This is a genomic window from Bordetella tumbae (assembly GCF_054780995.1).
In genome coordinates this window covers 156,736-180,283 of sequence record NZ_BAAGVG010000003.1, presented here as the reverse complement: position 1 = coordinate 180,283, position 23,548 = coordinate 156,736, and the positions used below count along the sequence as shown (strand labels likewise).

The following is a 23,548-nucleotide window of genomic DNA, read 5'->3' as shown; positions in this document are numbered from 1 at the left end:
GCTCAATGTCCCGGCGCAGCGCCTGCGGTCTTCACTTTGGAAAACAACAGCGTCAGCGGGATCAAACAAAAGGCAAGAATGGCGCAATAGATGAACACGTCCTTGTAGGCCAGGATGGTCGATTGCGCGATCAGCGTCTGGTACATGTGTGCAGCGGCAGCCTGCGTGCTGTCGCCAGCGACATGCGCATAATCCTGGATCGAATTCGTCAGACCGTGCAGCGTGTCTTGATAGTTCTGATTGGTGGTACTGAGGTGCTCGGATAAATACGCCTGCTGTACCTGCGAACGCTCGCGCAACAATGACGATGCCGTCGAAATACCGACCGAGCCCGCGATGTTGCGAAACATCGTAAACAACGCCGTGCCGTCGGCCTGAAAGCGCGTGGGCAGCGTGATGTAGGCCAGCGTCGTCACCGGCACAAACAACAGCCCGATCGCCATCGACTGCGCACTGCGCATCATCGCCAGGTTGTGAAAATCAATATTGGGAGTCAGTCCGTGCGAATACACCATCGCCAAGCCCAGCAATAAAAACCCCGTCGCCACGATGTAGCGTGTCTGAACATAGGGCATGATTTTGCTGACGATGGGAATGATCAGGATAATCAGCACCGCGCCAGGCGTCAGCACCAGCCCTGCCCACATTGCGGTATAGCCGAGTTGCTGTTGCGCCAATTGCGGAATCAACACCGCGCTGCCATACAGCACCGTCGCAAAGCCGAATATGCATACGCATGCCAAGGCAAAATTGCGATCTTTCAAGGCACGCAACTCCACCACCGGATGACGCGTGCGCAATAGCCAAATCACTGCACCAACGAGGCCCACCACCGTCAACACGGCCGATACCCGGATAAAGTTCGACCCTAACCAGTCCAGGTTTTCACCTCGATCCAAGGTCACCTCCAGTGCTCCCAGACCCAAGGCAATCAATCCGATACCGATATAGTCGATGCTGAGCGTGCCCTTGTCAGCGCGTTTTTCCCAAGGCGGATCTTCGACAAACTGCATGACCGCCAACGCCGTGACGATCCCCACCGGCACGTTGATCAAGAACACCCAACGCCATGAGAACGTATCGGTAATCCAGCCACCCAATGTCGGGCCGCAGATCGGCGCCACGATGATGGCGATAGCAGATACAGAGAATGCCTTGCTGCGGTCCTCCGGCGGGAAATAATCCAACAAGATCGCCTGTTGATTAGGCTGCAATCCGCCGCCGAAAAACCCTTGCAGCAAGCGAAACAGGATCAGTTGCCACAACTCGGTCGCAACGCCGCACATGAACGAGCACACGGTGAACATCACAATGCACACCATGAAATACCGCTTGCGCCCCATCCAGCGCCCTAGAAATGCAGAGATCGGCAGTACGATGCTGTTGGCCACCAGATATGAGGTCAATGCCCACGTCGACTCGTCATAGCTGGCCGACATGGTGCCCGCGATATGCGGCAGCGCCACATTGACGATGGTGGTGTCCAATACCTCCATGAACGCGGCCAGCGTCACGATCACGGCGACCGCCCAGGGATTGGCGCGCGGCGTCCAACCGAGTTGGCCCTGCACGCTGCCAGCCGCACTCATTGCACAGTCACCGTAGGAATCACTGACAGCCCCAGCGGCATAGGCTGTTTTGCATCCAGGCCCTCGTCAATAACGATTTTCACCGGCACTCGCTGCACGACTTTGACGAAGTTGCCGGTCGCGTTTTCCGCCGGGAATGCCGAAAAGCGCGAACCACTGCCCTGTTGAATGCTGTCGACATGACCGCTGAGCTTGAGACTGGGATAGGCATCGACTTCGATGTCCACCTTGTCGCCAGGCTGCATGCGATCCAGTTGAGACTCCTTGAAATTCGCGGTGATCCAGCGCTCAGGCGTAACCAGCGTGAACATCGCACTGCCCTGTTGCACCAGCGTGCCTACCTGTACATTGCGGCGCGCAATCCAGCCGTCGTTTGGTGCGCGAATTTCCGTACGAGACAAGTCCAGCTCGGCCTGTGCCAGCTCTGCCCGTGCCTGCTCCACCTGTTGTTTGCGTTGCGCCACTACGGTTTGCACTTCGGCTACTTGTTGCGATGCCTGACTGGCGATGCGCACTTGCGCCTGAGCCGATTGCAAGGTGGCTCGTGCATCGCGCAGCTGCGCCGTTGCTGCATCGATGTTCTCTTGCGTCGTTGCCCGCTCATTGACGGACCGTTGGCGGCGGTACGATTGCTCGGCGCGTTGCAAGGCGGCAGACGCTGAGGCCTCTTGCGCCTTGGCCTGATCCAGTTGCGCAGGATACTGGGTCTGCGCCAAGGTGAGTTGCACCTGTGCCTGGTCGTATTGGGCCTGCGCCAGACCCAACTGCGCCTTGGCACGATCACGTCGCGTCACATAATCACGCGGATCGATACGCAACAACAAGGCGCCACGTTTAACGTAAGCGTTATCCTGAATGTGCAGTTCCTCGACATAGCCGCTGACCTGCGCCGCCATACTGACCGTGTTGCCTTCGGTAAAAGCATCGTCGGTAGATTCTTGATTGCGAGTCAGAAACCACCACCCCACACCTAGAACGACAATGATCAAGACCACCAGAATCAAGATGGCCTGGGACCTTTTATTGGCTGGTTTCCGCCGGGTGTCTGCCGTGCTGCTCGGACCGCTGTCTGGTGAGGCGGCCTCGCCCTGCGCCGAATCGCCTTTAGGAATCGAATCGTTTTCCATGAGTTTTTGCAATGCAAAAATGAACTGAGACGTTCAGTCTAGTTTTGATCACCTTACAAAAACCCGACAAGGCACTACGTACAATGAAATTTCCTACTTCCATCAGCCCAGGAGTTCCCATGCGCCTGATGCGTTCCGCTCTGAGCTTTCTCGCCGTCCTGACCAGCGCCACGGCGCTGCTCTGGGCCTCATCCGCCTCCGCTGCCTCGACCTCCTCCGCTGCCTCTTGTGAAATCGATCGGCCCGTACGCTTTAGCGGGCTGAACTGGGAATCCAACCTCGTCCTCGCCGGTATCGAACGCTTTATCGTGGAACACGGCTATGGCTGCAAAACGTCGGTGGAAATCGGCGAGACCTTGGCCATGCTGGCCGCGTTGCAACGCGGCGATGTGGATGTGACCCCTGAGGTCTGGCCCGGCCAGATCGAGGTCGCTTGGGAAAAGGCTCAAAAGTCCGGCAAGGTACTCGCTGCAGGCCATGTCTTTGATGCGGGCGAAGGCTGGTACATTCCGCGGTACACCCAGGAGCGCCATCCCGAGCTCAAACAGGCCGCCGATCTGGCGGCATTCACCAAGGTCTTTGCCGATCCCGAGGACCCGTCCAAAGGGCGCATCTATGGTTGCCCTGCCGGGTGGGCATGCGGCACCCTGAATGCAAATCTGCTCAAGGCCCTGAAACTCGAAGACAAATACACGCTCTTCGCACCCGGCTCCGGCGCCGCGCAAAAGGCCGCCATCATCTCGGCCTATAAACGCAAACGCGACATGGTGTTTTATTACTGGACGCCCACGGCATTGGTAGGCTCGCTGGACCTGGTCAAGCTGGAACTGCCGCCGTTTGATCAAGCAGCCTACACCTGCATGACCGATCCCAAATGCGAAAAGCCGGTTGCTACCGAGTTCAAGTCCAATCGTGTGGTCACCGGTTTGAACGCCGATTTCGCACGCCAGGCTCCCCAGCTCGAAGCATTTTTCACGAAACTCAATGTGCCCGATGCGGCTATCGATGACACATTGGGATGGCTTGAAAACGAAAAGGCCGAGCCTGAGGATGCTGCGTTGTATTTTCTGCGTAAGTATCCGGACGTTTGGCAGAAGTGGGTTCCTACAGATGTTGCGGAGCGGGTGCAGGCTGGGCTGTAGGGTGGTGGTGGATTAGTGCTATTGGCGTCGATGCGGGACAAAAGATCTCTCGAGTTGCAGGTCATGGATCAGATTCCGAGATAAGCTTTTTGCACAAAGGGATCGGCGAGCAATTCCACGCCTTTACCGGTCCTCACGATCTCTCCATGCTCGAGCGCATAAGCACGATGCGACAAACGCAGCGCCAAGCGAGCATTCTGCTCGACCAGCACGATCGACATCCCTTTATCGCGATTGATCCGTTCGATCGCGGCAGCAATTTCACCGACGATCTTTGGAGCAATACCCAGGGACGGTTCGTCCAGCATCAGCAATCTGGGATTGGCCATGAGGGCTCGGCCTATCGCCACCATCTGCTGCTCTCCCCCGGACAATGAGCCCGCCAGCTGCGCGCTGCGTTCTTTCACTCTGGGAAACAGCGCATATACCTCATCCAGGCTATGTGCCACGGCCGAACGCGACCGCACTCCGTGCGCGCCCGCCAACAAATTATCACGCACGGACATGCGGCCAAACAGGCGCCGGCCTTCTGGCGATAGGGCAATTCCGGCAGAGACTCTGGTGGCAGCCCCCTGCGACGCGATGTCATGACCCTCAAAACGTATGGTGCCTTCGGCGGCGCGAACCAAACCAATGACAGCCTTCAACGCCGTGCTCTTGCCGGCACCATTTGACCCGATCAACGCGACGATCTGGCCCGCATCGACCGAGAAATCGATGTTGTGCACGGCACGCAATGCACCGTAGCGCACCGTCAGACCGGTCACCTCAAGCATGGGCATAGTCAGGTGCTCCTAAGTAGGCTTCAATCACGGCTGGATGTTCACGTATCTGCTGTGGAGTGCCTTCGGCAATTTTTTCTCCTTGCACCAGGACCACGATACGTTGGCACAGCTCCATCACCAACGCCATATGGTGTTCGACCAGCAGCAAGGTCAAACCATGCTCGTTGCGCAGACGGCGCAACAAATTGCCTAGCTCCCGGCATTCTTCGTGATTCAACCCCGCGGCTGGTTCGTCGAGCAGCAACATGCGAGGCCGAGCGGCCAATGCCACTGCAATACCCAGCTTTTTCTGCAGGCCATAGGCTAATGCGCTTGCGGGTGTCTCACGCCACGGGTCAAGATCCGTCATGGACAGGATGCGATCGATTTCCTCACTCACTTGTCCCCCGGACAACGCCGCATCACGCCGCCCGACCAGGCGCGCAGCCATCGATCCAGAGATTCGCGACAGCAGCCCTCGATAAATATTCTCCGCGACCGACACGGCAGGATAGGTGCAGGTCGCCTGGAATGTACGAGCCAGCCCCACGGCGACGACACGGCTCGGCGGACCTCCCGTGACATCATGGTCCGCGAATCGCACCGTTCCCGACGACGGAGGCATACTGCCGCTGAGCACATTGAAAGCCGTTGTCTTGCCCGCACCATTGGGGCCTATGAGGCCGAAGATCTCGCCCTCCTCAACCGAGAACGTCAAGTCGCGCAACGCGGTCAATCCGCCAAATCGGCGCGACAGATTGTTGACCTGCAATAGCGAGGGGGAACTCATGCGTGCTCCTTGCGTCTACGATTGACATGGCGCGCGATCCCGACCAACCCATCGGGTAAAAAGCGCAGAATCAAGATCAACGCGGCTCCGTAGAACACGTGCTGTGTCTGCACGGCACCACGAAACAGTTCGGGTAACGGCGTCAGCACCAAGGCGCCGATCAACGGCCCCCATACGGATTGACGTCCGCCAATTACTAGCATGATGACAAACGCGATAGACATCCCGGTGTTAAAAGACTCGGGCGAGACAAAGCCGATATAGCGGGCCTGCAACACGCCACCCAGCGCAGCCAACATGCAGCCCAAGACAAAGCAGAGCAGTTGCAAGCGATGAACGTTCAGGCCTGTGGATTCCGCCAAGGCAGCGTTATCACGCACGGACTCAATCGCATGCCCCAGAGGACGCCGAAACAGCCACCACAAACCTGCTGTCGACAACAATGCAGTCATCAATGCCAAACCATAGAACCGGCCGCGCGTATCGAATTCGAATCCCAGCAGCGACGCCGCGGGAATACCCGCTATCCCGTTCGCGCCGCCACTCCAACTCGCTCCGTCCAGCAGCGCCAACCTGACCAGTTCTCCAAAGGCGAACGTAACCAGCACAAAGTACACGCCACGCAGTCGCAGGATGACCCAGCCCAAGAGCACGGCAATCAATGCAGCAGCCACCACCCCTATCGCGGCGGCTGGGAGAAAAGACCATCCCAGATGCTGGCCCGCCAGCACCGAGGCATAGGCGCCTACGGCGACAAATGCTGCGTGGCCTAGAGACAATTGCCCCCCGAGATTAATGAGCGCCAAGCCATTGACGATCAGGATATTCAATGCCGCCAATACTGCCAGATGCAGTACGAACGGACTGCCGAACCATGGCAGCATCCCCGCCAGCACGATTCCGATCAGCGCTGCTACCCGCCAACCGGGACGCATCGTTTGTCGAGACGTCAGAGCCAATGCCGTCATATCAAACCTCTCCTCGACCGAGCAGCCCCTTGGGGCGTACCACAAGCATCAGAATCACCAAGGCGAAAATCAACATGTCGGCCGTGCTGCTTGTGAGATACAGGCTGGCATAGCTTTCCACTAACCCCAGCACCAAGCCGGCGACCGCTGCGCCAGGAATACTGCCCAGCCCACCCAGGATCACCACGATAAAGGCCTTGAGCAATGGCGTAGCGCCGACAAATGGCGAGACCGAAAACAACGGTGCCATCAAGGCCCCCGCCACGGCAGCCAAGCCCACACCAATGCCGAACCCCAACGGATAATAGATACGAGCGCGTATGCCCTGGATAGACGCGATCTCGAAATCCTCGACCACAGCGCGCAATGCGCGACCCGGACGCGAATAGCGCAGAAAGCCATACAGCAACGCCAACACCCCGAGTGCAAAGATCACGACGTAAACGCGCGCTGAGGGAATCACCACGGATCCCAGCCTGGTCACGCCCTTTACCACGGCAGGCATAGAGAGCGGATCGGGACCGAAGAACATCAGGGCCAGGTTCTGCAAGATCATGGCCAATCCGATGGTGGCGATCATGCCGTTGAGTTCATCGTGCCGGAATGGCTGCAATATCACCCACTCCAGCAGCGCGCCTATCACCACGGCGCCAGCGAACGTAACGGCCACGGCTGCCAGAAAAGGCAAATGCAGATTGCTCGTCAGGAAATACGCGCCAAAGGCGCCCAGCATGTAGAACTCGCCATGCGCAAAGTTCACCATGCGCATGACGCCGAATACCAGCGTAAAGCCCACCGCCATCAAGAGATACAGCAGGCCCACGACCAATCCGTTGATGGTGGCTTGCGCCACCAGAATGCTCCAGTCCACGCATGCCTCCCGGGTTATTGGCAGCCGTCGACGGTGCAGCGAGCGCGAATTACTTCCTTGGCCTCGTGCACTTGCGCCACATAGAATGGCGCATTCAACTGATGGTTGATGCCATACATGGCCTGCCCCGTCCAATTCAATGTGCCCAGCGCCCCGTCGAAATTACTGATTTTTTGTAATTCGTCGCGGACCTTTTCAGTATCTGACACTGTGCCAGCACGGCGCATCGCTTCAAACAACAGATTGGTTCCGTCATAGAAGGCGGGACTGAAGCCGTTCATCGCATGCTTGTATTTGGCTGCGTACAGCTCGGCATAGGCTTTGGTCGAGGGTAGTTCGGGATCGACTGGCGTATGCACGAACATCCCTTCTGCCGCCTCCGCCCCCGCCACATTGATGATTTCCTGAGTCGCGGGACCACCCGTGCGCACGATCTTTCCAGAGAATCCCAACTCACGCGCCTGCTTCACGATCAGGCCCGCCGTCGTGGGCGAATTACCGTCCAACTCGATGGCGTCGATTCCCCGCGCCATCATACGGGTCAACAACGGTACGAAATCGACGCGATCACGCTCAAAGAACTCCTTCACTGCGAGGTCTGCGCCAGCCTTCTTGTAGGCGCCTTCCAAGTCGGAAGCAATCTGCTGACCCGTTTCGTCGTTGGGAAACAGGGCACCCACTTTTTTCAAACCCTGTGTCTTCACCAGCCAATTGATCTGGGGTTGCGAGACCTCGGCTGTGGTCACATTGGGGCGGAACGTATACGGTTTGTCGGGGCTCAGGGCTTTTGCCGTAAAGCCCAGCGTCATGACAATGACCTTGTTTTTCTCGGTGGTAGGCTGTATTGCCAACACCGGCGCCGAGCCCACCGGGCCGATGATGTACTGCACCTTGTCCTCGAACACGAGACGGTTGGCCACCGTCACAGCCTCGTTGGCCTGGTACTTGTCATCGTAGGCCACGACGCTGACCTGATACTTCTTGCCGCCCACCTCGAGTCCACCTGCCTTGTTGACTTGATCAGCAGCGATCTCCGCGGCATTTTTCATGCCCTGCCCCCAGGCAGCCCCCGCTCCGGACAACGTCACCAGGGCACCGACTTTCAACGTCTCTTGAGCGCAGACTGCCGCGGGTAAAACCAGGCAAGCGGCAACTGCCGCCATGCGAGTGGATATCATGTTGTCTCCTGTTATCCGGCCGCCGAGCGGGACGCAACCGCATCCAGCACGGGCAGCAAATAGCCGCGAAACTGCTGCGGATTCTCGCTCATGGGGAAATGCCCCAGTTCGCGCATGATCGTGACTTGTGCACCGGGGATGGACGCGGCAGTACGCAAGGTGTCCTCGGGCGTGCAAGAAAAATCGTATTCACCTGTCAGCAGGTACAGGGGGCACACATCCGTACGGATGCCATTCAGCCTGCCACGTAGATCGCCATCGACGCGATAGAAATACAGATCGCCACGGAACACGCCCGGGCCGCCCTGCATGTACTGCCATAGCGTCTCATTGCGGTACTCGGCAGGCGACTGCGGCGCCACCAGGCCCGACACCAAGGCGGCACACACCTCACCGCCATGCACATCGCCGCGATGCAGCCACGATGTGTCGTACCAAGGCTGCTGAAAATCCGCCGCCTCGACGCCGATCAGCGCGCGGAAACGTTCCGCATGCAACCGGGCCAGCTCCAGCACAATCCGGCCACCGATAGAACAACCGATCAGCGCGGGACGATCCAACGCCAGCGCATCGCAAAATGCGACGATCGTCTGCACATACTGCTGCGTCGTCAATTGATATTCGGTGTCCTGCCAGCCTTGCGGCGGATAGGATTTGCCATGCCATGGCATATCAAACGCGATCACACGAAAGCGTGAGGTCACGGCCTCATCGCACATCACATGCCGATACTGACGGCTGTCGGCGCCCGCGGTGTGCAAACACACCAACGGGATACCGCTGCCAGCCTCTTCGAAATACACGCGGCAAGATCGGCCAGCGATATCAAGGTGCACATAGCGTCCCGTGATGGGCTCCAGCTCGGCGCTCATGGGTTCTCCTCGCGGCCCGTAGCCAACAGATCTTTGACATACTGCAGGTTGGCCATCAAGGGCTGCAAATTGCCCAGAAACTCCAGCTCGCCGCGCTTGCTGAGTGCAAAAATGTCGTGCCAACCTGGGGCCGGTGTTGCCCGCCAAAATTCCTGCCAGGCGTGCTCCGACGCACGCACAGCAAAATCCCATGCGCACATGGGCGGCAACTGCATTTTCACCTGCATGACCGCGCCATCGCGTATGCACACCCGCACAGGGCTGGTGCCAAACTGCACCAACATATCTGCAGTGAACAGACGGTCCCGCGTAAATGTGCTTGCAGCCTGCACAAAACGCGCAGCCAACTGCGCCCCGGCAGACTGGTTTATCTGGATATTCATGTCTCCATTCCCATGGACCGTTCTTTTTGACAGAACATTTATTCTTTCTATAAGAACATTCTAGGCAAGCCAGTTTCTCGCTGTCAACCAACTTGCCGCACAAAAATCAGTTTGCTTCGACGATCAGCTCGCGCCAATTTGGCGCCAAACTCAACGGGTAGTCCGTCACCGCCTGCAATGCCTCCAGCGTCAGGCCAGCCACCATCCCCCGCACTATCAGTTCACCAGGCGTGATATCCATGATGGCGAGATCCGTATAGATGCGATCGACCACCCCTGAGCCCGTCAGCGGGTAACTACATTGCTGGACAATCTTTGGTTCTCCGCGTTTGGTCACGTGCTCCATCGTGATATAGACCTGGCGTGCGCCGGCCACCAGATCCATGGCACCGCCCACGGCCGGAATCGTCCCCGGCTCGCCCGTATCCCAATTCGCCAGATCCCCGCGGCCTGACACCTGAAACGCGCCGAGCACAGTCAGATCCAGGTGACCACCGCGCATCATGGCGAACGACATCACATGATCGGTGATCGACGCACCCGCCAGCAACGTGACTGCCTCTTTACTGGCGTTGATCAGATCCAGATCGAGGGGCATCCCGGGATCTCCAGGCCCCATGCCTACGATACCGTTCTCGGTATGCAAAATGACATCGCGATCGCTGGGCAGGAAAGCAGCCACGAGCGTAGGAATGCCTATGCCCAGATTCACATACGCCCCATCGGAAATATCCTGTGCGACCAGGCGGGCGATTTCCCGCCGCGACAACTTTTCAATGGACATGTTGATCTCCCGCGTGCACCACTCTCTGCACAAAAATCCCAGGGGTCATCACGTGCTGCGGCTCAATTTCCCCCAAGGGCACAATCTCATCCACCTGAGCAACCGTAAGCGTCGCTGCTGTACACATCACCGGCGCAAAATTGCGCCCCGCGTAGCGATAAACGAGATTGCCCCAGCGGTCGCCTTGTTGGGCTTTTACTAAGGCGAGGTCGCCTTTTAGCGGCGTTTCGAGCACATAACCCACGCCATCGATGACCCGCGTTTCCTTGCCTCGCGCGAGAGGTGTACCGTAGGAGGTTGGCGTAAAGAAAGGGCCCATTCCCGCACCGGCGGCCCGCATCCGCTCTGCCATCGTGCCTTGCGGCACGCATTCCAGTTCTATGCGTCCGGCACGATAGGCATCAGCAAAGGCCGCGGCATTGGGATTCTTGCGATCCGATGACCGGGCGAATGAGCAAATCATCTTGCGCACGCGCCCAGCCTCGACCAACTGACTCAGACCACGGGGACCATTGCCCGCGTTATTGTTCACGATCGTCAGATCACGAGCGCCCTGTTCGAGCAAAGCGCAAATCAATGCGGTCGGCACACCGGAAGCGCCGAATCCCCCTATCAGCACCACGGCTCCATCCTGCACATCGGCTACTGCCTCATGCAACGATTCCACGATCTTGTCCAACATGGTTTTCCTTGAGATTTGTCGCAAGACCTGCGCTTAACGTGTCGACGGGCCACCCAACAACGCGGTGGATTGGCTGGACAATGTCCCCCCGTTACCGTGTACCAGGGCAATGTCGGCGTCAGGAACCTGACGATCGCCGGCTTGTGCTCTCAATTGCCTGACTGCCTCGATAATCAGGAAGATGCCGTACATGCCAGGATGAACGCACGACAATCCCCCGCCATTCGTATTCACCGGCAGCCGGCCTCCCGGCGCGATGCCACCATCCTGCACAAAGGATCCGCCCTCACCCTTGCCGCAGAAGCCGAGGTCCTCCAGGAACAACAATGTGTTGATCGTGAACGCGTCATATAGCTCCACCACGTCCACATCGGCAACGCTCAGGCCGGCCATGCCAAAGGCACGCTGGCTGGATTCAGCGGCCGCGGTCACTGTCAGATCAGCCATGCACGAGATCTGACGATTCCACACCGCCGTGGCGCTACCCAATACGTACACCGGAGGCTGCGGCAAATCGCGCGCCCGGTCGGCACGCACCATCACATAGGCACCAGCGCCGTCCGTGACCAAGCAGCAATCACGCACGCTCAGCGGGTCCGACACCATACGCGCGCCCAGCACATCATCGATCGTCAGCGCGTCGCGCATGGCCGCCTCGGGATTGAGCTGCGCCCACTGCCGCGCGGCGACCGCGACTTCGGCCAAATGCCGCCGCGTCGTTCCGTACTCATGCATGTGCCGTGCGGCGGCCAGTGCATAGGAAGTGATGGGAGAAATCGGTTCGTAGGGTTGCTCGAATGGCTGAGGGTCGAGCAAGGCGCGGGCTTTTACCCCAGCCTGACGCCCGAATGTGGCCGTTTTTTGTGTACTGCCGTAGCACACCAATACCGCATCGCATTGGCCCGCTACCAGCGCCATCACCGATGGCAGCAGGTGCGCGACAAAGCTGGAGCCGCCCAACATCGTCGCCTCGATATAACGAGGCCGCAACCCTAGATACTCGGCAACAGGCATGCTCCACATGGTGGCCGACGAACTGCACGTGGCCAGGCCATCGATGTCGCTCATCGACATCCCGGCATCCGCGACCGCTCTCGCGGCCGCCTGCGCCAGGATTTCCATTTCGGTATACCCGTGGGCCGCCCCCAGGCCCGCATGCCCTACCCCGACGATCGCCACCTGGCCGCGCAAACTCTCCAGATTCATTCTGCAGCCTCCGTCACGAAAACCAGCCGCGGTGCGGCATCCTTCTGGCGTACTCGCGCCTGAACCGCCATACCGATACGCACATCCGTAGCGGCAATCCCTTCAACCTGACTCATGAGCCGTACCCCCTCCTCCAGATCGATCAGGGCCACGTTGTAATCCCCGCCTGCCTCAGGCTTGCGCCGTACAACACTCGTGGAATACACCGTGCCTCGTCCAGAAGGACGGATCCAAGTCAGATCCTGTGCACCACAATGCATACACACCGTACGAGGGAAAAACTGGCAGGCCTGGCAAACGCCACAATGCTGTATCTCAAACCGTCCCTCGGACAGCGCGGCAAAGTAATGCGCCTGCGGCCCCACTCCCACGGCCTCACTGGCCATACCCGCTTCCTTTTTGGTATCCAAACGCGTTCTCCTATGCGTCTCAGGCATCACCGAAACTGCGACCGTCACGCACCAGCCGCTGAAGCAGCGGCGCCGGCGTCCACAACTCGCCATGCTGACGATGAAACCGTTCAATCGTGTTCAATACATTCGCCAACCCTATCTGGTCGGCATAGAACATCGGCCCGCCGCGATGTATAGGAAAGCCATACCCATGGGCATAGATCACATCGATATCCGATGCTCTGGCGGCAATACCTTCATCCAGGATGCGCGCGCCTTCATTCACCAGGGCATACACCGTACGCTCGATGATCTCTGCATCACTGATGTCCCGACGCGTGATGCCATCCTCGTGGGCACATTGCTCGATCAGCAGATCCACCTCAGGATCAGGCAGCGGGCTTCTGCTGTCCTTTTCATAGCGATAGAATCCCGCACCGGTTTTCTGGCCGAACCGTCCGCGCTCACACAAGGTGTCCGCGACCCTCGAATAACGTTGATGGGCGGGCCGTGTGGGCGCCAGCCGCTTGCGTGCCGCCCAGCTGATGTCCAGCCCCGCCATATCCGCCATGCGCAATGGCCCCATGGCGAAGCCGAAACGCTGCAGAGCCCCATCCACCTGCGAGGGTGATGCGCCCTCCTCCAGCAGAAAATGGGCTTCGCGCGTATAGGGACTCACCATTCGATTGCCGACGAATCCATCGCATACACCCACCAGTACGGGCAGTTTTTTCATGCGGCGTGCCAGGTCAAATACCGAGGCGATGACTTCGTCTGTCGTCGCTGCCCCGCGCACGACTTCAACCAGGCGCATCACGTTTGCGGGGCTGAAAAAATGCGTGCCCAAGACCAAGCCCGGCCGACCCGTTGCTTGCGCCAGCAGATTGATATCCAGACGGGAGGTATTCGATGCCAGCGCGGTTTGCGGCTTGCAGATCTGATCCAACGCGCGGAACAGTTCAAGCTTGACGGCCATGTCTTCGAAAGCGGCCTCGATCACCAACTCAGTTTCCGCTAGATCCGCCAGACTCAAACTGCAACGAATGCGTGCCAATCGCGCATCACGTTCCTGTTCGGTCAATCGGCCCTTGGCAACCGTTGCGGCATAGTTGCGCTGAATGAGCGCCCAGCCGCGGTCGAGCGCAGCTTGCTCGCGTTCAACCAGAATCACCTTGACGCCCGCGTTAGCCAGGCTCATGGCGATGCCGCCGCCCATCGTTCCGGCGCCCACGACCCCCACGATCTGAAACGAGGCGTTTGCGCGCCCTTGCGTGGGAGGTCTCTGCGCTTTGCGTTCGGCAAAGAACAGGTGACGCTGGGCCTTCGATTGTTCGCCATTGACCAACTCGACGAAACGCTGGCGCTCGTGGACCAAGCCTGCATCAATATCACTGCTGACAGCTTGTTCGATGCAATCTACGCAAGCATCAGGAGCCACGCATCCACGATAACGGCGAGCGCCCTCAGCTCGCGCCCGGGCGTACACCGCAGGATCGGCAGGCGCTTGCGCGCGGCGTGCGCCCAGCACTCGCGCTTGCAACAGGTGTGCGGCCTGCTCGAGAGCATAGGCAACCGCTCGCTCCACAAGCTGGCCGTCGAATACCGCGTCGATCAGGCCCCATTGCATCGCGGTGCCGGCACCGATGGGATCGCCAGTGACGATCATGTTCAGCGCGCGCTCGACACCGATAGCGCGCGGCAAACGCTGCGTCCCTCCGCCACCAGGCAGGATGCCCAGCTTCACCTCAGGCAACCCCAACGAGGTATCGGTATGCGCCACGCGATAATGGCAGCCTAGCGCCAACTCCAGCCCACCGCCCAACACCGTCCCATGCATTGCCGCCACGATGGGTTTACCGGCCTGCTCACACTGCCGCACGATGTCTCGCAATGTCGGCTCTCGTACCGAAGCAGGGGTATTGAATTCGCGGATCTCCGCGCCACCGCAAAACAAGGCGCCCGCGCCGGTCAACACAACAGCCAGCACACCGGGATCCGCCAGGGCTGACGTCAACGCATCATGTAGCCCCTGGCGTATCGACGCACTCAAACTATTGACCGGCGCATTGTCCAGCGTCAATAGCGCAACACGGCCATTTGCGCGATGTTCGGTATGAATCGATGCCGTACTCATGCCAGTTCCAGCAGAGCCTGACCTTCCTCGACCTCGTCACCCACCGCGATCAGAACCTGCGCAACCGTGCCGGCACGCTCCGCCTCCACCGGCAACTCCATTTTCATCGACTCGATCGTTGCTATCGTGTCACCCTCTGCAACGCGAGCGCCGACGGCGACGGTGACTGACAGCACACGGCCTGCTACCGGTGTTTCCAATTTGCTCATTGTGGTCTCCTTACGATATCTGCGCGGGTTCGCGCGTGGCAGTCAATACACGGCTGGCCATGCCAGTCGAGACTCGGCCTGCACGAAAATCTGCATCTGCCAACACTTGCATGACAAATGGAATATTGGTTTTGATACCCTCGATCCGGAATTCGGACAGCGCCCGCTCGAGCAGATTGATCGCGTCGGCCCGAGTCGCCGCATGCGCAATGACTTTGGCCACCAAGGGATCGTAGTGACTCGAGACTCGGCAGCCTGCGGCATATCCCGTTTCGACACGAACACCGGACATGGCAGGCAGCTCGAAGCTCGTCAGCATTCCAGGCGAAGGAAAAAAGCGAACAGGGTCTTCGGCATAGACCCGCGCCTGCACGGCGTGGCCCATAGGTGCCGGTACGGAATCAAGTACGGTGTCCAGACGTTCGCCGGCAGCCAATCGCAACTGCGCCGCCACGATATCCACACCGGTGATCTGTTCGGTCACCGCGTGCTCTACCTGAAGACGCGTGTTGACTTCCAAAAAGGAAAAGCCTGTCTCCGGGGTGTACAGCATTTCGACAGTGCCAATCACGTCGTAGCCCAGACCGCCAAGAATGTTCTGCAGTTGAGTAGACATCGCAGCGAGCGCAGCGCGATCGATGCCGGGCGCCGGCGCTTCTTCGATGACTTTTTGATGGCGCCGCTGTGTTGAGCAATCACGTTCATACAAGCAACGAACATTGCCATACCGGTCTGCCAGGAACTGAAACTCCACGTGGCGTGGCTCTCCCAACAGCTTTTCGAGATACAGATCCGCACGGCCAAAACTGCGGTGCGCCATATCGCGGGCGCGCGCCCATTGCGTTTCGATATCATGCGGTCCGCTCGCAGGCAGCATGCCGATACCACCACCGCCTGCCGCGGGTTTGATCAACACCGGATAGCCCAACGCTGACGCAACGCGCTGCAATTCCTGAGCATCGCCCTCCAACACCGCACTGCTCGCCACCATCGGCATGCCGAGCGCGCGCATCGTTTCCCGCGCCTGCGTCTTGTGCCCAAGCAGACGGATCCAGCGTGGCGAGGGCCCGATAAATATCAGCCCTGCGTCCTCTACCGCCTGCGCAAAATCCGCGTTTTCTGACAGAAAACCATAGCCAGGATGCACTGCATCCACAGCCTGTTCGCGTGCGACGCGCATCAAGGTTTCGACATTCAGATAACTGTCGATCGCTGCTGCCGGACCGATCAGGCATTGATGGTCGGCCTCTTGTATATAAGGCATCGCTGCATCCGCCTCCGAATACACGGCGACAGACTCCATACCCAGCACGCGCAATGCGCGGATGACGCGCCTGGCCACGGCGCCACGATTCGCAACTAGTACCCGTTTCATCTGCCGCTCCTTATGGCCGATAGCCCACGGCGCGCTCGCCCGGTTGGCGCAACGGGATTACCACGTCAATGAATTCCCGCAATACGTCACGGGTCTGCGCGGGATCGATAATGTCTTCGACGACAAATGCCTCGGCACTACGCATAGGCGACGTCAGGCTGCGGACACGCTCCTCGATCTCGCGAGTTTTCGCTTCGGCATCGGTGGCCGCTTCGATTTCGGCCTTGTACGCAACCTCCAGCCCCCCTTCGATAGGCAGGGATCCCCATTGTGCCGAGGGCCACGCATAACGAAAATTGAATCGGCCCGCGCTTTGATGTCCGCCCGCGGCCACGCCGAAAGCCTTGCGCACCAGAATGGAACACCAGGGTACCGTGGACTGCGCGACCGCCGTCAATGCGCGCACGCCGTAGCGCATCGCACCTGATTTTTCAGCCGCCAGCCCGATTTGAAAACCCGGGATATCGACAAAGTTGACCACCGGCAAATGAAACGTCTCGGCCAGATCCAGCAGTCGCGTGAACTTCTCGGCTGCGGGGCCATCCCAACCGCCGCCATACACATAAGGGTCGCTGGCAAACACGGCAACGGGCCAGCCATCAATGCGCGCCAAGCCAGTGATGATGGCACGCCCCCATCGCCGCCCGATCTCCATGAACGAACCCGGGTCCATCAATGCATCCACGATGGGCCGCATCTTGTACACGCTGCGTCCGTCACGCGGTATGGCTTCGCGTAACCAAGCCAAATCAGGCATATCGCCCTCAGGCAACGGCCCACGCGCAGGCAATTCGTGTACCGAACGAGGCAGGTATGAAAGAAAGCGGCGCGCCATGGCAAATGCCTGCTCTTCGGACTCCGCCTCGTCGTCGACTACGCCATTACGAGTATGGATGTCACTGCCGCCCAACTCGTTCTTGCTCAACACCTGGCCGATGCGAGCGACAACAGGCGGACCCGCAATGAACAGCTGCGACGTATCACGCACCATGACCGAATAATGACTCGCCGCTACCCGTGCCGCCCCGAGTCCGGCGACGGAACCCAATGCCAGCGACACCACCGGCACGCAAGCCAGATTCTGCGTCATCAGCGGCCACATGCGCAGTTTAGGCAACAGGGTATGTCCTTTGAGCTCGATGTTTCGCACCGAACCGCCGCCGCCCGTACCATCGACCAGCCGCACCAATGGCAAGCGTAGATCGTGCGCCATCTGTTCAGATTCAACCAGCTTGTCGCCCACTGCACCATCGTTGGCGCCGCCACGCACAGTGAAATCATCAGCGGCCAGCACGATGGGACGGCCTTGCACACGGGCCCGGCCGATCAGCAGATTCGATGGCGTCAGGTCAAGCAATCGTCCTTGCTCATCGTATTGCGCGCTGCCGGCCAATCCGCCGACCTCATGAAAAGACCCCGCATCCACCAAACGCTCAATACGTTCCCGCACAGGCAATTTCCCGCCGTCTCGATGACGCTGAACCTTTTCTGCTCCGCCCATCTGAGCGGCCAGTTTCTTGCGTTGTGCCAGTTCGTCCAGTTCTTTGTGCCACGCCACGCTCTGCTCCTTGTCTTGGGTCGGTACGATCAATCGATCTTGATATTGGCACGATGAATGAGCGCTTGATTCTGTTTAAGCTCATCCCCGATTTTGGTGCGGAACGCCTCGGGGGATTGTGTCAACGGGCGGCCCTGCAACGCCAGGCGCTGGCGGACTGCGGGATCGGACACCACATCGGCAATTGCTTCATTCAACTGCTTCACAATCTCGGGCGGCGTGCCGGCGGGGGCGAATATGCCGACCCAGAACGAAATATCGAAATCGGGATAGCCGAGTTCTGCGACGGCGGGGACATCTGGCAAATCGTGCCAACGATTCGCCGTCGATACCGCCAATGCCTTCAGCTTGCCCGCCTTGATCAACGGCACGCCCGACAAGGTGTCAAAACCAAAGTCAACCTCGTTGGCCAGCAAGCCTGCCTCCATGGGCGCCGCCCCCCGGTAGGGCACGTGCAGCATTTGCACGTCGGCCATCGTAGCCAGTTGTGCGCCGGCCAGATGCATCAGATTGCCATTGCCGGCAGAGCCATAGCTCACCGATGCCGGTTTCGCACGCGCCTGAGTGATCAGGTCTTGCACACTGCCCACATCACGCATACGGCTGTTGTTTGGATTGATCGTCAATACAAACGGCACCTCCACCACCGTCGTGACCGGCGCGAAATCCTTTAGCGGGTGATAGCCGAGGTCTTTGTAGAGCAGCGGGTTGACTGTAATGGAGCTGGAGTTGCTGACCAGGATGGTGTAGCCATCCGGAGCCGCCTGAGCCACCGCCCGGGCAGCAATCATGCCATTGGCGCCCGTCTTGTTTTCGACGACAACAGACTGCCCCGTGCGCGCCGACAGCGCGTCCCCCACAATACGCGCAACGGTATCGATCGTACTGCCAGGGCTGAATCCCACCACGAATTTCACCGGCTCGCTAGGATAGGCCGCATGTGCCGCAATGGTGATCAAACTCATTGCCGCGCCAGCCGCAGCCAGCCAATTGCAAAGACGCTTCATCAATGTCTCCTCATTATGGATATATGTCGCGTCGGACGGTAGCGATAGACCGACGCTGTCGTTAGCTCGATTGCGACGCGCTCAGGGCGTCCTGCATTGCTAAGGTTTGGCTGCGCCTGCAACCTGCACTGCCTTGCCCCATTTTTGTTGCTCGGCGGTAATGAAATCGGCAAAGGCCTGCGGCGTACTGTTCACCACTTCGCCACCCAGGGCCTCGATCCGTTCGCGCATTTTCGGCGTGGCGACAATGCGCGAAATATCTTGATAGATGCGTTGTGCGCGCTCCGGCGGTAACGATGCGGGCGCCAGAACACCAAACCAGGTTGCCGCCTCAAAACCCGGCATGCCTGCCTCATCGAAGGTCGGCACATTGGCCAATGCTGGGACACGCGTGGCGTTTGCGACAGCCAGCGCGCGCAGCTTTCCTGATTCGATCAACGGCAATGCCGAGGTGATGGTCGCCAACATCATCTGTACCTGACCACCGGCGAGATCGGTAAACGCGGGTGCATCGCCGCGGTATGGGACATGGGTGATCTTCGACTGGGTCGCCAGCTTGAATAGCTCACCGCTCAAATGCTGGGCGGTCCCGTTACCCGGCGATGCAAAATTGACCTCATCGCCATGTGTCTTCAGGTAGGTCAGAAACTCAGGCAGCGTGGCCGCAGGTACGCCGGGATTGACCACCAGCACGAGGGGTACTTTCGTGACCAACGTGATGGGCGCGAAGTCCTTGACGGGGTCATAGGCCAGGTCCGGATATAGATATCCGCTGATGGTGTGCGCCGAGGTCGTCATGAACAAGGTATAGCCGTCACCCGGTGCGCGTGCGACGGCCGCGGCGGCAATTGTCGTTCCTGCGCCGCTCTTGTTTTCAACAACGACGGGCTGCTTCCAGAGTTGCGTCAGTTGTTCGGCAACAGCACGTGCGACCACGTCTGTTGCGCCCCCTGCGGGATAGGGAACGGTCATGCTGACAGGCTTGGCCGGATACGAATCCGCATGAGCAGCAGCACCGACTAATGCAGCAGCACAGAGACCTGCGCGCATCCATTGTTTGAGCATTTTTACGAATCTCCTCTTGTCATTTGCGAGCGGTTTGCTTTATTCTTTGCGTTCTGTTTAGCAGAACGTATATTCTATTTTATAGTTTTAGCCTCTTTAGGTGTCAACAAGAAAATGCTGTCATCCAGGTTTTCCCCAACCTGCAGGCAGCCATGCCAAAACAAGGAACTACGTGCATGCCAGCCGCATCTGCATCCCCTAATACCGTCAAGCCACTGCTGATTTCTGGCGAATGGATCACCACTGCCACCAGCACTTTTGAATCGATCAATCCCGCAAACGGAACAGCCAACTTTCTGATCAGTGCGGCCTCGGAGTCACTGGTTGACCAAGCCGTCGAGTCCGCATGGCAAGCGGTGCGTCAGCCTGCCTGGCGCGATATGCTGCCGCACAAACGTGCGTCCATACTGCGTGCGATTGCCGACGGCATGGAGCGTCATGCCGACACATTGGCGCGACTGCAGATGATCGAGAACGGCAAAGTGTGGGCTGAATGCCAAGCACAAGTCGCCAGCGCTGCAGCCACGTTCCGTTATTACGCCAGCGTCTGCGAGACCCTGAATGCAGAGGTCACGCCATCTCGCGGCAATTATTTATCGATGACGCAATACGAACCCTACGGCGTAGTGGTAGCGATCACACCATGGAATTCACCCATGACCATGGAAGCGCAAAAGGTCGCACCAGCGCTCGCAGCGGGTAATGCCGTCATCTTGAAACCCTCCGAGGTCACCTCGTCACCGGCTCTCGAATTAGGACGTATTGCCCTGGAGGCCGGCTTGCCGCCGGGCATTCTGAATGTAGTCACCGGTCTCGGAGCGACCGTTGGGAAACGACTGGTCGAGCATCCCGGCGTACGCATGGTGTCCTTTACCGGCGGCACCGCCAGCGGTCGCGCCATTGCGCTCGCAGCGGCCGAAAAACTCATGCCCGTGGCGCTGGAACTAGGCGGAAAATCGCCTCATATTGTGTTCGCGGACGCCGACTTGCCTAAAGCAGTCGAGGGCGTGATCGGCGGCATCTTTGAAGGCAGCGGCCAATCTTGTGTGGCAGGTTCGCGACTCTATGTGCAACGAGATATCGCTCAGCAATTCATCGACATGCTGGTGAAGCGAGCCTCGCAACTAAAGGTGGATCTGCCCGATGCGGCAGGTGCGCAAATGGGCCCGATTGCCTCGTTCGCCCACCGCGACAAGATCGAACGCATGGTTGGCACCGCATTGGCAGACGGCGGCGAGGTCCTGCTGGGCGGTCAACGGCCCACCATCGACGCACTGCAATCCGGCGCATTTTATCTGCCCACAATTCTGGGCAGCCTCACCCGCAATGCACATGTCGTGCGCGAAGAAATTTTTGGCCCGGTCCTATGCGCGCTGCCCTTCGATGACGAAGACGATCTGATCGATCAGGCGAACGATAGCGCCTACGGCTTGGCCTCGGGTATCTGGACCGCCGACTATCAACGCGCGTGGCGCGTGGCCCGCCGTCTGGAGGCCGGCAGCGTATGGATCAACACCTACAAACAGTTGTCGATTGCGACTCCTTTCGGAGGCTTTAAACAAAGCGGTATCGGGCGTGAGAAAGGCTTGTCGGGGCTGCGTCTGTACCAGCAATCCAAGGGCATTTATTGGGGCATGTAAGCCTTTTTCCATCTTAAGGAGACTATTCACATGACGAATTTCCAGCATGCCGGATTCATCGGCATGGGCGTAATGGGCGAGCCCATCTGTCGCAACCTGGCGCAAAAAGGCGGACTGCCGGTGCGAGGCTTCGACAGCAACCCTGAACCGTTACAGCGCCTGGCGGCGCACGGCGTGACCACGGCAGCTTCGGTGGCCGAAGTCGCTCAAAATAGCGACATCGTATTTTTGTCACTGCCTTCGGGTGAAATCGTCGCGGACGTCGCCCGCGGCCCCGAAGGCCTGTTAACCCATGCCCGCGCGGGACAAATCATCGTCGATACCAGCACCTCGCCCATCGACGTGACGCGAGCACTGGCTGACGAGTTTTCCTCACGCGGCGCGATCTTTATTGATGCTCCGGTGGCTCGCACCCGTGCAGCGGCGGAATCAGGCACATTGTCGGTCATGGTGGGCGGCGATACCGCTGTCTTTGAACAAGTACGCCCGATCATCGCAACCTTTGCCTCCGAGATCACCCATTGCGGCCCGGTCGGCAGCGGTCAGGTCGTAAAGATCCTGAACAATATGGTGTTATTCGAAACGGTGACGGCGCTATCCGAAGCGCGGGCAATTGCACGCCGTGCCGGCGTAGACCCGCAGGTCTTGCTAGAGACATTTACGCGTGGCTCAGCGGACAGCTTCGCGTTGCGCAACCATGGCTTAAAGGCTATGCTGCCCGGAAACTTTCCCGAGAAAGCCTTCTCGGTCGAGTACGCCCGCAAAGACCTGCGCTACGCTCTGGCCCTGGCGGCACAGACTGGCGTGAATGCATCAGGTGCCCGCAATGTCGATGATTGGTTCGCTGCCGCCATCGAACAAGGCCAGGGCACCTGCTATTTCCCGGTCATCAGTCGATACATCGATGCGGACTCGGCCGGCCCCGATTAACTTCTTGCCCGACCAATGAACCGCAGCTCTCAACCTGAACCTTCCTCCGACGGCGTCGCCGCCGTCGAACGTGCCCTATCGATCGTCGACGCCATTGCGCAACGGACCGAGGCAATCAGCCTGGCTGACCTCTCGCGGGCCACAGGGTTCTACAAGAGCACATTGCTGCGACTGATCGCCTCACTGGAAAAATCCGCATTGGTCGTACGCCGTGCGGACGGCCGCTACGCGCTGGGCACCTATGCCCATCGCTTGGGCCGTGCCTATGAGGCGACCTATCGCCTCGCCGAGGCCGTCCAGCCGCTATTGCGGCAGTTGGTCGACCAAGGCACCGAAAGCGCGTCCTTCCACGCTTACCATGACACGCAGTCGCGCGTGTGCCTGTTACGCGTCGACTCGCATCACTCCACGCTCGACCGTATCCGTGTGGGCGATCTGCTGCCGTTGGACAAAGGGGCCGCTGGCCGATTGCTGACGACGTATCTGGTCAAGCACCAGCCCCTGCCCCCGTCCGAGCTGACGCTCATCTCCATGGGTGAACGAGACCCGAATTGCGCGGCCGTCGCCTGCCCGGTGTTTGGTCCAGATGGAGAAATGTGCGGGGCAATCTCTTTATCCGGGCCGAAAGAACGCTTTACGCCAGCAGCCATCAAAAAAATGTCGCGCCTTGCCAGTCAGGCTGCTGCGGCTGCGACACAGGCACTCGGTGGGCGGTGGCCGGTTGGTAAAGGTTGAGTTGAGGTTGAGTACTGATGGACGTCGATCGGGACAAAAGGTCTCTCGAGCTGCATTGACGTGAAGCCAAGGAATGACACACGCATGTAATAGATGCACCATCAAAGAAGTGCACTACGCATCATCGTCACAGGCCTCACTCGCGGC

23 protein-coding genes are annotated in these 23,548 nt (G+C 59.1%); 4 read left to right on the top strand and 19 right to left on the bottom strand.

Annotated elements, in window-relative coordinates; translation table 11 throughout:
- Nucleotides 1-2: 2 nt before the first annotated feature.
- Both ACYVI2_RS02360 and ACYVI2_RS02355 read right to left on the bottom strand, forming a co-directional pair.
- Nucleotides 3-1,589 carry a DHA2 family efflux MFS transporter permease subunit gene (locus ACYVI2_RS02360; protein WP_415822211.1) on the bottom strand — a complete coding sequence of 529 codons (1,587 nt, stop codon included), beginning with the start codon at nt 1,587-1,589 and terminating at the stop codon, nt 3-5.
- Complete coding sequence (locus ACYVI2_RS02355) at nt 1,586-2,716, bottom strand: HlyD family secretion protein (RefSeq protein ID WP_415822212.1); 1,131 nt, start codon at nt 2,714-2,716, stop codon at nt 1,586-1,588. Before ACYVI2_RS02355 ends, ACYVI2_RS02360 begins: the two co-directional genes overlap by 4 nt.
- Before the next feature lie 119 nt (nt 2,717-2,835).
- Between ACYVI2_RS02355 and ACYVI2_RS02350 the strand changes: the two genes are divergently transcribed.
- On the top strand, nt 2,836-3,858 hold the full coding sequence (locus ACYVI2_RS02350; RefSeq protein ID WP_415822213.1) for an ABC transporter substrate-binding protein: 1,023 nt from the start codon (nt 2,836-2,838) through the stop codon (nt 3,856-3,858).
- Between the two features lie 68 nt (nt 3,859-3,926).
- Here the strand turns inward: ACYVI2_RS02350 and ACYVI2_RS02345 are convergent, their stop codons facing one another.
- The 17 genes from ACYVI2_RS02345 to ACYVI2_RS02265 form a co-directional block, all read right to left on the bottom strand.
- A complete protein-coding gene (locus tag ACYVI2_RS02345; RefSeq protein WP_415822214.1) occupies nt 3,927-4,640 on the bottom strand; it encodes an ABC transporter ATP-binding protein in 714 nt (237 codons plus the stop codon).
- Nucleotides 4,627-5,412 (bottom strand): ABC transporter ATP-binding protein, encoded by a 786-nt coding sequence (locus ACYVI2_RS02340; RefSeq protein ID WP_415822215.1) that lies wholly within the window; start codon nt 5,410-5,412, stop codon nt 4,627-4,629. Before ACYVI2_RS02340 ends, ACYVI2_RS02345 begins: the two co-directional genes overlap by 14 nt.
- Nucleotides 5,409-6,380, bottom strand: coding sequence for a branched-chain amino acid ABC transporter permease (locus ACYVI2_RS02335; protein ID WP_415822216.1), 972 nt, complete (start codon nt 6,378-6,380; stop codon nt 5,409-5,411). The genes ACYVI2_RS02340 and ACYVI2_RS02335 overlap by 4 nt, the downstream gene beginning before the upstream one ends.
- A gap of 1 nt (nt 6,381) precedes the next feature.
- Nucleotides 6,382-7,251: a branched-chain amino acid ABC transporter permease gene (locus tag ACYVI2_RS02330; protein WP_094837524.1), complete on the bottom strand. Its 870-nt coding sequence runs from the start codon at nt 7,249-7,251 to the stop codon at nt 6,382-6,384.
- Between the two features lie 14 nt (nt 7,252-7,265).
- Nucleotides 7,266-8,429 (bottom strand): ABC transporter substrate-binding protein, encoded by a 1,164-nt coding sequence (locus ACYVI2_RS02325; protein ID WP_415822217.1) that lies wholly within the window; start codon nt 8,427-8,429, stop codon nt 7,266-7,268.
- Nucleotides 8,430-8,440: 11 nt separating this feature from the next.
- Entirely contained in the window at nt 8,441-9,301 is an 861-nt protein-coding gene (locus tag ACYVI2_RS02320) for an alpha/beta fold hydrolase (protein WP_415822218.1), read from the bottom strand.
- A complete protein-coding gene (locus ACYVI2_RS02315; protein ID WP_415822219.1) occupies nt 9,298-9,684 on the bottom strand; it encodes a hypothetical protein in 387 nt (128 codons plus the stop codon). Before ACYVI2_RS02315 ends, ACYVI2_RS02320 begins: the two co-directional genes overlap by 4 nt.
- Nucleotides 9,685-9,790: 106 nt before the next feature.
- On the bottom strand, nt 9,791-10,468 hold the full coding sequence (locus ACYVI2_RS02310) for a 3-oxoacid CoA-transferase subunit B (protein ID WP_415822220.1): 678 nt from the start codon (nt 10,466-10,468) through the stop codon (nt 9,791-9,793).
- A complete protein-coding gene (locus ACYVI2_RS02305; RefSeq protein WP_415822222.1) occupies nt 10,458-11,150 on the bottom strand; it encodes a 3-oxoacid CoA-transferase subunit A in 693 nt (230 codons plus the stop codon). The genes ACYVI2_RS02310 and ACYVI2_RS02305 overlap by 11 nt, the downstream gene beginning before the upstream one ends.
- Before the next feature lie 33 nt (nt 11,151-11,183).
- Nucleotides 11,184-12,356, bottom strand: a complete 1,173-nt coding sequence (locus ACYVI2_RS02300; protein ID WP_415822223.1) for a thiolase — start codon at nt 12,354-12,356, stop codon at nt 11,184-11,186.
- A complete protein-coding gene (locus ACYVI2_RS02295) occupies nt 12,353-12,742 on the bottom strand; it encodes a Zn-ribbon domain-containing OB-fold protein (protein WP_415822236.1) in 390 nt (129 codons plus the stop codon). The genes ACYVI2_RS02300 and ACYVI2_RS02295 overlap by 4 nt, the downstream gene beginning before the upstream one ends.
- Before the next feature lie 43 nt (nt 12,743-12,785).
- A complete protein-coding gene (locus tag ACYVI2_RS02290) occupies nt 12,786-14,882 on the bottom strand; it encodes a 3-hydroxyacyl-CoA dehydrogenase NAD-binding domain-containing protein (protein ID WP_415822224.1) in 2,097 nt (698 codons plus the stop codon).
- The gene (locus ACYVI2_RS02285) at nt 14,879-15,091 is read right to left on the bottom strand and encodes an acyl-CoA carboxylase biotin carboxyl carrier protein subunit (protein WP_415822225.1); all 213 of its coding nucleotides are present in this window, start codon (nt 15,089-15,091) and stop codon (nt 14,879-14,881) included. Before ACYVI2_RS02285 ends, ACYVI2_RS02290 begins: the two co-directional genes overlap by 4 nt.
- A 10-nt stretch (nt 15,092-15,101) precedes the next feature.
- Complete coding sequence (locus ACYVI2_RS02280) at nt 15,102-16,466, bottom strand: acetyl-CoA carboxylase biotin carboxylase subunit (RefSeq protein WP_415822226.1); 1,365 nt, start codon at nt 16,464-16,466, stop codon at nt 15,102-15,104.
- 10 nt (nt 16,467-16,476) lie between these two features.
- Nucleotides 16,477-18,024 (bottom strand): acyl-CoA carboxylase subunit beta, encoded by a 1,548-nt coding sequence (locus ACYVI2_RS02275; protein WP_415822227.1) that lies wholly within the window; start codon nt 18,022-18,024, stop codon nt 16,477-16,479.
- Between the two features lie 29 nt (nt 18,025-18,053).
- Nucleotides 18,054-19,031, bottom strand: a complete 978-nt coding sequence (locus ACYVI2_RS02270) for a Bug family tripartite tricarboxylate transporter substrate binding protein (RefSeq protein WP_415822229.1) — start codon at nt 19,029-19,031, stop codon at nt 18,054-18,056.
- Nucleotides 19,032-19,130: 99 nt separating this feature from the next.
- On the bottom strand, nt 19,131-20,096 hold the full coding sequence (locus ACYVI2_RS02265) for a tripartite tricarboxylate transporter substrate binding protein (RefSeq protein ID WP_415822231.1): 966 nt from the start codon (nt 20,094-20,096) through the stop codon (nt 19,131-19,133).
- A gap of 176 nt (nt 20,097-20,272) precedes the next feature.
- Here ACYVI2_RS02265 and ACYVI2_RS02260 point away from each other — a divergent pair, with 176 nt between their 5' ends.
- Genes ACYVI2_RS02260 through ACYVI2_RS02250 form a run of 3 tightly spaced genes read left to right on the top strand, consistent with a single transcriptional unit; the run spans nt 20,273 to nt 23,401 of the window.
- Nucleotides 20,273-21,736: an aldehyde dehydrogenase gene (locus ACYVI2_RS02260; RefSeq protein ID WP_415822232.1), complete on the top strand. Its 1,464-nt coding sequence runs from the start codon at nt 20,273-20,275 to the stop codon at nt 21,734-21,736.
- Nucleotides 21,737-21,766: 30 nt separating this feature from the next.
- Nucleotides 21,767-22,666 carry an NAD(P)-dependent oxidoreductase gene (locus tag ACYVI2_RS02255; RefSeq protein ID WP_415822233.1) on the top strand — a complete coding sequence of 300 codons (900 nt, stop codon included), beginning with the start codon at nt 21,767-21,769 and terminating at the stop codon, nt 22,664-22,666.
- Nucleotides 22,667-22,681: 15 nt separating this feature from the next.
- Nucleotides 22,682-23,401, top strand: coding sequence for an IclR family transcriptional regulator (locus ACYVI2_RS02250; protein ID WP_415822235.1), 720 nt, complete (start codon nt 22,682-22,684; stop codon nt 23,399-23,401).
- The last annotated feature ends 147 nt before the right edge of the window (nt 23,402-23,548 follow it).

What these genes read in the sequence shown, in the direction of transcription:
- ACYVI2_RS02360 (WP_415822211.1), bottom strand. Translation starts at nt 1,589, where the DNA reads ATGAGTGCGGCTGGCAGCGTGCAGGGCCAACTCGGTTGGACGCCGCGC.
- ACYVI2_RS02355 (WP_415822212.1), bottom strand. Translation starts at nt 2,716, where the DNA reads ATGGAAAACGATTCGATTCCTAAAGGCGATTCGGCGCAGGGCGAGGCC.
- ACYVI2_RS02350 (WP_415822213.1), top strand. Translation starts at nt 2,836, where the DNA reads ATGCGCCTGATGCGTTCCGCTCTGAGCTTTCTCGCCGTCCTGACCAGC.
- ACYVI2_RS02345 (WP_415822214.1), bottom strand. Translation starts at nt 4,640, where the DNA reads ATGCCCATGCTTGAGGTGACCGGTCTGACGGTGCGCTACGGTGCATTG.
- ACYVI2_RS02340 (WP_415822215.1), bottom strand. Translation starts at nt 5,412, where the DNA reads ATGAGTTCCCCCTCGCTATTGCAGGTCAACAATCTGTCGCGCCGATTT.
- ACYVI2_RS02335 (WP_415822216.1), bottom strand. Translation starts at nt 6,380, where the DNA reads ATGACGGCATTGGCTCTGACGTCTCGACAAACGATGCGTCCCGGTTGG.
- ACYVI2_RS02325 (WP_415822217.1), bottom strand. Translation starts at nt 8,429, where the DNA reads ATGATATCCACTCGCATGGCGGCAGTTGCCGCTTGCCTGGTTTTACCC.
- ACYVI2_RS02320 (WP_415822218.1), bottom strand. Translation starts at nt 9,301, where the DNA reads ATGAGCGCCGAGCTGGAGCCCATCACGGGACGCTATGTGCACCTTGAT.
- ACYVI2_RS02315 (WP_415822219.1), bottom strand. Translation starts at nt 9,684, where the DNA reads ATGAATATCCAGATAAACCAGTCTGCCGGGGCGCAGTTGGCTGCGCGT.
- ACYVI2_RS02310 (WP_415822220.1), bottom strand. Translation starts at nt 10,468, where the DNA reads ATGTCCATTGAAAAGTTGTCGCGGCGGGAAATCGCCCGCCTGGTCGCA.
- ACYVI2_RS02305 (WP_415822222.1), bottom strand. Translation starts at nt 11,150, where the DNA reads ATGTTGGACAAGATCGTGGAATCGTTGCATGAGGCAGTAGCCGATGTG.
- ACYVI2_RS02300 (WP_415822223.1), bottom strand. Translation starts at nt 12,356, where the DNA reads ATGAATCTGGAGAGTTTGCGCGGCCAGGTGGCGATCGTCGGGGTAGGG.
- ACYVI2_RS02295 (WP_415822236.1), bottom strand. Translation starts at nt 12,742, where the DNA reads ATGGCCAGTGAGGCCGTGGGAGTGGGGCCGCAGGCGCATTACTTTGCC.
- ACYVI2_RS02290 (WP_415822224.1), bottom strand. Translation starts at nt 14,882, where the DNA reads ATGAGTACGGCATCGATTCATACCGAACATCGCGCAAATGGCCGTGTT.
- ACYVI2_RS02285 (WP_415822225.1), bottom strand. Translation starts at nt 15,091, where the DNA reads ATGAGCAAATTGGAAACACCGGTAGCAGGCCGTGTGCTGTCAGTCACC.
- ACYVI2_RS02280 (WP_415822226.1), bottom strand. Translation starts at nt 16,466, where the DNA reads ATGAAACGGGTACTAGTTGCGAATCGTGGCGCCGTGGCCAGGCGCGTC.
- ACYVI2_RS02270 (WP_415822229.1), bottom strand. Translation starts at nt 19,031, where the DNA reads ATGAAGCGTCTTTGCAATTGGCTGGCTGCGGCTGGCGCGGCAATGAGT.
- ACYVI2_RS02265 (WP_415822231.1), bottom strand. Translation starts at nt 20,096, where the DNA reads ATGCTCAAACAATGGATGCGCGCAGGTCTCTGTGCTGCTGCATTAGTC.
- ACYVI2_RS02260 (WP_415822232.1), top strand. Translation starts at nt 20,273, where the DNA reads ATGCCAGCCGCATCTGCATCCCCTAATACCGTCAAGCCACTGCTGATT.
- ACYVI2_RS02255 (WP_415822233.1), top strand. Translation starts at nt 21,767, where the DNA reads ATGACGAATTTCCAGCATGCCGGATTCATCGGCATGGGCGTAATGGGC.
- ACYVI2_RS02250 (WP_415822235.1), top strand. Translation starts at nt 22,682, where the DNA reads ATGAACCGCAGCTCTCAACCTGAACCTTCCTCCGACGGCGTCGCCGCC.